General features: G+C 68.4%; 9 protein-coding genes and 1 pseudogene. 4 read left to right on the top strand and 6 right to left on the bottom strand.

The annotated features are described in order from the left end of the window. Positions 1-16 precede the first annotated feature (16 nt). A complete protein-coding gene (locus tag A5698_RS13350; RefSeq protein ID WP_068297405.1) occupies positions 17-1,240 on the top strand; it encodes an NADH:flavin oxidoreductase in 1,224 nt (407 codons plus the stop codon). On the opposite strand, the gene A5698_RS13355 is transcribed toward A5698_RS13350, so the two are convergent. Both A5698_RS13355 and A5698_RS13360 read right to left on the bottom strand, forming a co-directional pair. After that, complete coding sequence (locus A5698_RS13355) at positions 1,207-1,623, bottom strand: hypothetical protein (protein ID WP_156670742.1); 417 nt, start codon at positions 1,621-1,623, stop codon at positions 1,207-1,209. The two genes, A5698_RS13350 and A5698_RS13355, sit on opposite strands and share 34 nt — an antisense overlap. A 68-nt stretch (positions 1,624-1,691) precedes the next feature. Next, the gene (locus tag A5698_RS13360) at positions 1,692-2,255 is read right to left on the bottom strand and encodes a TetR/AcrR family transcriptional regulator (protein ID WP_068297412.1); all 564 of its coding nucleotides are present in this window, start codon (positions 2,253-2,255) and stop codon (positions 1,692-1,694) included. Between the two features lie 49 nt (positions 2,256-2,304). Here A5698_RS13360 and A5698_RS13365 point away from each other — a divergent pair, with 49 nt between their 5' ends. Continuing rightward, on the top strand, positions 2,305-2,700 hold the full coding sequence (locus A5698_RS13365; protein ID WP_068297415.1) for a nuclear transport factor 2 family protein: 396 nt from the start codon (positions 2,305-2,307) through the stop codon (positions 2,698-2,700). 52 nt (positions 2,701-2,752) lie between these two features. Next, positions 2,753-5,338 (top strand): FHA domain-containing protein, encoded by a 2,586-nt coding sequence (locus A5698_RS13370; RefSeq protein ID WP_068297418.1) that lies wholly within the window; start codon positions 2,753-2,755, stop codon positions 5,336-5,338. Here the strand turns inward: A5698_RS13370 and A5698_RS13375 are convergent. The 4 genes and pseudogenes from A5698_RS13375 to A5698_RS13390 all read right to left on the bottom strand — a co-directional run. Beyond that, positions 5,335-6,195, bottom strand: a complete 861-nt coding sequence (locus A5698_RS13375) for a pyridoxamine 5'-phosphate oxidase family protein (RefSeq protein ID WP_068297421.1) — start codon at positions 6,193-6,195, stop codon at positions 5,335-5,337. The genes A5698_RS13370 and A5698_RS13375 overlap by 4 nt on opposite strands. A 27-nt stretch (positions 6,196-6,222) precedes the next feature. After that, positions 6,223-6,786 (bottom strand): pentapeptide repeat-containing protein, encoded by a 564-nt coding sequence (locus A5698_RS13380; RefSeq protein ID WP_068297424.1) that lies wholly within the window; start codon positions 6,784-6,786, stop codon positions 6,223-6,225. 4 nt (positions 6,787-6,790) lie between these two features. Continuing rightward, positions 6,791-7,390 carry a GTP-binding protein gene (locus tag A5698_RS13385; RefSeq protein ID WP_068297427.1) on the bottom strand — a complete coding sequence of 200 codons (600 nt, stop codon included), beginning with the start codon at positions 7,388-7,390 and terminating at the stop codon, positions 6,791-6,793. Beyond that, a pseudogene (locus A5698_RS13390) lies at positions 7,371-7,526 on the bottom strand (DUF742 domain-containing protein); the annotation flags it as partial. The pseudogene A5698_RS13390 and the gene A5698_RS13385, both read right to left, overlap by 20 nt. A 16-nt stretch (positions 7,527-7,542) precedes the next feature. On the opposite strand from A5698_RS13390, the gene A5698_RS27985 reads away from it, so the two are divergent. Beyond that, positions 7,543-7,663, top strand: a 121-nt coding sequence (locus A5698_RS27985; protein ID WP_502688921.1) for a DUF742 domain-containing protein, incomplete at its 3' end; no start/stop codon positions are given.

The following is a 7,663-nucleotide window of genomic DNA, read 5'->3' on the forward strand; positions in this document are numbered from 1 at the left end:
GGCATGCTCGCTTTCTATGAACACTCAGCCCAATGTGTTCACCCCGGCCAAACTCGGCCCGGTGACGCTGCGCAACCGGATCATCAAGGCGGCGACGTTCGAGGCATCGACGCCGAACGCGCTCGTCACCGACGAGTTGATCAACTATCACCGGCTGCCCGCCGCAGGCGGGGTCGGCATGACGACGGTCGCCTACTGCGCGGTGGCCCCCGGCGGACGCACCGACGGCTGGCAGATCTGGATGCGGCCGGAGGCCGTGCCGGGATTGACGAGGCTGACCGAAGCGATCCACGCCGAGGGCGCGGCGATCAGCGCGCAGATCGGACACGCGGGACCGGTCGCCAACGCACGGACCAACAAGGCCAAGGCGCTGGCGCCGGTGCGCTTCTTCAATCCGCTGTCGATGCGGTTCGCGAAGAAGGCCACGCGCGACGACATTCGCGACGTCACCGAGGCGCACGCCAACGCCGCGCGCCTGGCGATCGAATCCGGGTTCGACGCGGTCGAGATCCACCTCGGCCACAACTATCTCGCCAGCTCGTTCTTGAGCCCGCTGCTCAACCGCCGCACCGATGAGTTCGGCGGCTCGCTGGAGAACCGGGCCAAGGTTGCGCGCGGCGTCGTGCGGGCCGTGCGCCAGGCCGTCGAGAAGGAGGGCAACCCGATCGCGGTGACGGCCAAGCTCACCATGTCCGACGGCGTGCGCGGTGGCATCACCGTCGAGGAGTCCTTGCAGACGGCGAAGTGGCTGGAAGAGGACGGCGGATTGGACGCCATCGAACTGACCGCGGGCAGCTCGCTGGTCAATCCGATGTACCTGTTCCACGGCGATGCACCGGTCAAGGAGTTCGCCAACGCCTTCAAACCGCCGATCCGGTGGGGCATCCGAATGACCGGCAAGAAGTTTCTGCGGGAGTACCCGTATCGCGAGGCGTTCCTGTTACGCCACGCCAGGCAGTTCCGCGCCGAGTTGAAGCTGCCGCTGATCCTGTTGGGCGGCATAACCAATCGCGAGACGATGGACCTGGCGATGGCCGAGGGCTTCGACTTCGTGGCGATGGGCCGGGCACTGCTGGCCGAACCGGATCTGCTCAACCGCATCCAGGCGGACAGCTCGGTGCGGTCGATCTGCGATCACTGCAACAAGTGCATGCCGACGATCTACGGCCACACCCACTGCGTGTTGACCGGGGCGCCGGACAACTATCAGCCGTCCACGGCGGGCCGCGGTTCGACGTAGGCCACCATCGGTTCGGTGACCAACACGCGGTCGCCCGCGCTCACGACGAGTTCCTTCGCCGAGAACGTGTAGGTGGCTCCGTCGTTCTCGGCGGTGAACACCCCGTCGGTCTTCTCGACCGCTGGTGCGGTCAGCACCAGACCGTCCTTCATCCGCACACCGCGGTACTCGTGGCTGCCGCTGCGCTTACAGATCGCCACGAGCGCGAACTGGGTGCGGCCGAAAGCCACTGGCTGCCACGGCGCCTCGCACCGGGCCTTCGAATCGACGAACCCGCGGTCGTCGATGGCAATCGCGCTCTGCGCGTCGACCGTCGGCGCCAGGAACGCCGCGGCGAGGCAAAGCCCAGCAATGCCGACGACCACGAAAGGCGCCCGAGACACCATGCCCTATGGTGACCACGTTTCGCCGCCAACCGCGCGCGACTCGCCGGATGACCGGCAAACTTTCGTCAGTCGCCAGGTATGAGGGCCTCGGCGCACTCGGTGACGATCGCCTCCGCGCTCGCCGGAATCGCCGTCCCCGCCAGCAGGTGTCGACGCACGACGGCATAGGGGATGTCGATCACCGCGGCGTTCACCCGGTCGCCGTCGGCGTGCAGTCCGGACAGCAGGCGCCGCAAGCGCCTGCGCAGGCGGCGCCTCCTGTCGTGCAACTCGGGCGGCCACTCGGCGGCACACAGCGCATCGGCACCCGCGAGCAGAACCGCGGCCTCGGTGCGGTGGTCGCGACACCATTGGACGGTGTGACGGGCGCCCGCGACACAACGCGCGCGTGGGCCGCCCGTACCGGTCAGCGCCGCCGCGAATCCTTCACCGAAACGCTCCTCGGTGCGCATCCACAGTTCGCCGCACAGTGCCGCCCGACCCGAAAACCGGTGATACATCGACCCGCTCGGCGCCCCCGCGGCGCGCGCCACCGCGGACACGGTCACCGCGGCGGGGCCCTGCTCGGCGAGCAGTGCCGCGGCGGCGTCCAGGAGATCGTCGGCGCTGAAGCGCGCGGGCCTCGGCATTGCCACAGCCTATAGTAGAGACTACTCTCTAATACACAAGGAGGTAGCCGTGTCCACTTCCATCGACATCGCCCGGCGGTTCTACGGCGCGCTCGCAGGTGCCGACGGCCCAGCGCTCTTCCGGCTGCTGACCGACGATTTCGTCGGCACCGTCAGCGCCGGCATGCCCCACGGGGTCGGCGGACGGCATCGCGGTCCGGCCGACATGATCGCCGGGGTCTGGGGCCGCATCGGCACGCTGTACGACATGCACGTCGACCCAGCCGAGTATCTGGCGGTCGACGACGATCGCGTCGTGGTCATCGGCCGGTACTGGGGCCCCGCCCGCGACGGTCGTACCACCGTCGACGCAGCGTTCGCACACGTCATCACCACGCGCGAGGACCAGATCGCGGCGCTGCATCAGATCACCGACACCGCAAGGTGGAACATTCCCGTGCCGTGACCGCGTGGTCGGACCTCTGCCTCCGACGTGCCTACCGTTAGAGTTGGCGTCGATGAGCCGACCCGCCCCACCCGCGCTGACCGTTCGGTACGACGGATCGACCCGGACCTTCGCGGCGGGAAATGACGTCGTCGTCGGCCGTGACCTCCGCGCCGACGTACGTATCGCCCACCCCCTGATCTCGCGTGCGCATCTGGTGTTGCGCTTCGATCAGGGCCGCTGGGTCGCGATCGACAACGGCAGCCTCAACGGGATGTTCGTCAACAACCGCCGCGTCCCCGCGGTCGACATCTCCGACGGCCAGACCGTCAACATCGGCAATCCCGACGGTCCGCGGCTGACATTCGAGGTCGGTCGCCACCAGGGTGCAGTGGGCCGCACACCGACGGTCGCGGTCCCGATCGCCAACCAGAGGCAGGTTTCGGGGCCCCACACCGGGCGGCCGTACGGACCGCCGCCGGGTCAGTCGCGTCCGCAGCCGACGTATCCGAGCGCGCCTCCCCCGCCGCGGTATCCGAGCACGCCGCCCCCGGCGGCGTATACGAGCCCGCAGCAGCCCGCGCGCCAACCGATCTCCTCACCTGCGCTCGAGTCGGCGACGATGATGGGCCCGACCGCCGCGCCTCGCTCCAGCGACGGCAACCTCGCCACGAGCATGCTCAAGATCCTGCGGCCGGGAAGCCGGCCCGCGGACAACGTGCCCGGCGCTGTCAAGATCGGGCGAGCCACCGACAACGACATCGTCGTGCCCGACGTGCTGGCCTCGCGCCACCACGCAACCCTGTTGCCGACGGCCGGCGGAACCGAGATCGTCGACAACCGCAGCATCAACGGCACGTTCGTCAACGGTGCGCGCGTCGAGTCGGCGCTGCTCCGTGAGGGCGACACGGTCACGATCGGCAACATCGACCTCGTCTTCTCCGGCGGCACGCTGGTCCGTCGCACCGAGACCGAGGCCGCCACCCGCACCGGCGGGCTCGAGGTGCACGGCGTCACGTGGACCATCGAGAACAACAAGACGCTGCTCGACAACATCTCGATCGCGGCGCGCCCCGGCACTTTGACCGCCGTGATCGGGCCGTCGGGTGCGGGCAAGTCCACGTTCGCGCGGTTGGTCGCGGGCTACACCCATCCGACGACGGGCACGGTGACCTTCGAGGGTCACAATGTGCACGCCGAGTACGCCTCGCTGCGCTCGAGAATCGGGATGGTGCCCCAGGACGACGTCGTCCACGGTCAGCTGACGGTGCGCCAGGCGCTGATGTACGCCGCGGAACTTCGCCTGCCGCCGGACACCACGAAGGCGGACCGCGAACAGGTCGTCATGCAGGTGCTCGAAGAACTCGAGATGACCAAGCATCTGGAGACCCGCGTCGACAAGCTCTCCGGCGGCCAACGCAAGCGGGCTTCGGTGGCGCTCGAACTGCTGACGGGCCCGTCGTTGCTGATCCTCGACGAGCCGACGTCGGGCCTGGATCCTGCGCTGGACCGCCAGGTCATGACGATGCTGCGGCAGTTGGCCGACGCCGGCCGCGTCGTGCTGGTCGTCACGCACTCGCTGACCTACCTCGACGTCTGCGACCAGGTGCTCCTGCTGGCGCCGGGCGGCAAGACCGCGTTCTACGGCCCGCCCAGCCAGATCGGTCCGTCGATGGGCACGACCAACTGGGCCGACATCTTCAGCAGCGTGGCCAGCGATCCCGACGCGGCCAATCAGCGCTTCCTGTCCCAGCACGGGCCACCACCGCCTGCGCCACCGACCGAGGAGCCGTCCGATCTGGGCAGCCCCACCAGCACCAGCGTGCGTCGACAGTTCTCGACGATCGCGCGCCGCCAGGTGCGGCTGGTGATCTCTGATCGCGGCTACTTCGCGTTCCTGATGCTGCTGCCGTTCATCATGGGCGTGCTGTCGCTCTCGGTGCCCGGTGACGTCGGGTTCGGTGTCCCGGTGCCCGCGATGCAGGGCGGTGCCGCACCCAACGAGCCGGGTCAGATCCTGGTCATGCTCAACGTCGGCGCCATCTTCATGGGCACGGCGCTGACGATCCGGGCGCTGATCGGCGAGCGGGCGATCTTCCGTCGCGAACAGGCCGTCGGATTGTCCACGACCGCATACCTTTTGGCGAAGGTGTTCGTGTTCACGCTGTTCGCGATCGTGCAGTCGGCGATCGTCACGGTGATCGCGATCATCGGCAAGGGCTGGGGCCCCGGCGCGGTGGACAGCGGTTCGCTGCTCGGCAACCGCAGCATCGAGTTGTTCGTCGACATCGCGGTGACGACGGTGGCCGCGGCGATGGTCGGGTTGGCGCTCTCGGCGTTGGCCAGATCCAACGAACAGATCATGCCGCTGCTGGTGGTCGCGATCATGTCGCAGCTGGTGTTCTCGGGCGGCATGATCCCGGTGACGGACCGGATCGTGCTCGATCAGATGTCCTGGTTCACGCCCGCCCGTTGGGGTTTCGCGGCGTCCGCCTCGACCATCGACCTCATCCGCTTGGTGCCCGGCCCGCTGACACCCAACGATCGGCACTGGGACCACACGTCCGGCACGTGGCTGTTCGACATGGCCATGCTCGCGCTCATCTGCATCGGTTACACGACGTTCGTGCGCTGGCGGATCCGGCTGAGCAGCAGCTAGCGCAGCGTGCCGGAGACGATGGCCTCCGCGGTGAACGTCACGCCCCGATCGGTCCCGTCCTCGTCATGATCATCATCGGGCCACACCACCGCCGCGGTGCCCGAGACCGCAACGGTGGCACCGGTGGTGAAGTCGATGAACAGGACGGCCGCCGCGGGATCGACCGCGATGTTGCCCAGGCTGTTGAACATGTTGTTGCCCGGATAGTCGGGCCACCAAAGCCGGTTACCGTCGAGCCGGACGAAACCCGCTGGGCCGCCGCGGTGCGACGCGTCGACGCCGCGGGTCGGATGCTCGGTGCCGAGGAAGAACGTGTCCGCCCGGGTGATGAGCGCCGCATGCGACGGTTGCAGCGTGTCCGAGCGGATGAACCCGTGCGGCGGCGCAGACGGTTGCGCGGGGGAAAGATCGCGCGGCTGGATGTATCTCGGGCAGTTGCCGAATGCCTGGTCGACGTCGACGGTCAGGCCGTCGGCGGTGCCGTCGCTGATTGTGCCGTTGACCCGGACCCGTCGCCGTGTGGCGAAGTCGATGGCCAGCATGCCGATCGGCTGGCCCGCGTCGAGGCCGTGCAACGGGTCCCCAGGATCCGGCCGGACCGCTATCCGAAGCGTGCGATCGTGCGCCTCGAGGAACCCGGCCCGGGCGTGCAGCGGGGACGTCCACAGTCGGCCGTCGTCTCCCGTGGCCGTCACGACGGCGAACTCCCGAACGGACAGGAACGTGCCGATGCTGCCGTTGAGGTCGGGCGGGGCCAGCATGCCCTTGCCCAGCCGCGCGGCCTGTGCCATCACGCCCGCGCGCGCCTGCACGGCGAGTTCACCTTCGTGGAAGCCGCTCTGGCTGACGGCACTCATGCACTACGAAACCCGTGTGCGCGGTGCTTATTCCCCGTGGATGTTCAGGCCGTGGGCGGCGGCGTAGGCCAGCGCCTGGTCGACGGCGATCTTCACGCCTTTGACGCTCGCGGTGGTCCACAGCGACGCATCGGTTCGCGCACCGCGCAAGTCCGCGTCGTCCAACCGGAGGTTCTGCACCCGCGCGCCGGCCAGATCCGCGCCGCGCAGCACCGCCTTGCGCAGATCGGCGTCGACCAGGCTGGCCTCGCGCATCCGGCATCCGGCGAGGTCCACGCCGCGCAGGTCACAGCCGCCCAGGACGGCGAGTGTCAGGTCGACGTCGACGAGCGTCAGCGGCCGTAGCCGGGCGCCGGTGAACACCGATCCCAGCATGCTGCACTGCCGAAACGTGCTGTGGTGCAGCGTCGCCCGTTCGAACCGGCAGTTACGGAAAGCACTGCCGGCGTGTTCGGATTCGGTGAGGTCGACGCCGCGGAAGTCGCATTCGTCGAACACGACGCGTTCGGTGCGCAACCGGCTGAGGTCGTCGTCGCGAAAGTCGCGGCCGGTGAATTCCTCGTCGCTCCAGATTGTTTCGTCGGGAGGCACTCGATCAACCAGGCAGGCTGACGAGCGCGTACTCGGTGATCGCGATCAACGCGGCCTTGGCGGACTGACGGTCGCGCGCGTCGACGGTGATCACCGGGATGTGCTCGGCCAACGCCAGCGCCTTACGCACGGCTGACACCGGATGCCTTGGCGCACCGTCGAATTGGTTGATCGCGATCAGGAACGGCAGTTCACGCGCCTCAAAGAAGTCGACCGCGGCGAAGCTGTCCTGCAGGCGACGCACGTCGACCAGCACGATCGCCCCGATCGCCCCGCTGACGAGGTCGTCCCACATGAACCAGAACCGACGCTGCCCGGGCGTGCCGAACAGGTACAACACCAGGTCGTCGGCCAAGGTGATGCGGCCGAAGTCCATCGCGACCGTCGTGGTGTTCTTCTGCGGTGTGGCCTCCAGGCCGTCGACGCCCGCCGACGCAGTAGTGACCAGGGCCTCGGTCCGCAGCGGCATGATCTCGGAGACCGCGCCGACGAACGTCGTCTTGCCGGCGCCGAAGCCGCCGGAGATGACGATCTTCGTTGCGGATGAGCGCTCGCGCGAAGACCCTGTTGCGGATGAGCGCTCCTCAGAGTGCCTTGAGGCCACGCAGTGTCCTTCCTATCAACTCACGTCTCTCGTCGACGGTGCTCGACTCGCCCAGCGCGCCGCGCACCGCCACATAACCCTGCGTCACGAGATCCCCGATCAGCACCCGCGCCACGCCGAGCGGCAACGACGTGCGCGGGCAGATCCTGGCGATGGGCGTCAATCACCCGTCGGTCGCCGAGATCGCCGCGAAGTTGTCGTTGCCGCTCGGCGGGGCGCGGGTGCTGATCGGGGATCTCGTGACGCAGGGTTATGTGGCGGGGCGCGGTCACC

Source organism: Mycobacterium sp. E136 (genome assembly GCF_001666865.1).
Taxonomy (GTDB): Bacteria; Actinomycetota; Actinomycetes; order Mycobacteriales; family Mycobacteriaceae; genus Mycobacterium.

Coding starts and splice junctions, on each gene's coding strand:
- A5698_RS13350 (WP_068297405.1), top strand. CDS start 17: ATGAACACTCAGCCCAATGTGTTCACCCCGGCCAAACTCGGCCCGGTG.
- A5698_RS13360 (WP_068297412.1), bottom strand. CDS start 2,255: ATGCCGAGGCCCGCGCGCTTCAGCGCCGACGATCTCCTGGACGCCGCC.
- A5698_RS13370 (WP_068297418.1), top strand. CDS start 2,753: ATGAGCCGACCCGCCCCACCCGCGCTGACCGTTCGGTACGACGGATCG.
- A5698_RS13375 (WP_068297421.1), bottom strand. CDS start 6,195: ATGAGTGCCGTCAGCCAGAGCGGCTTCCACGAAGGTGAACTCGCCGTG.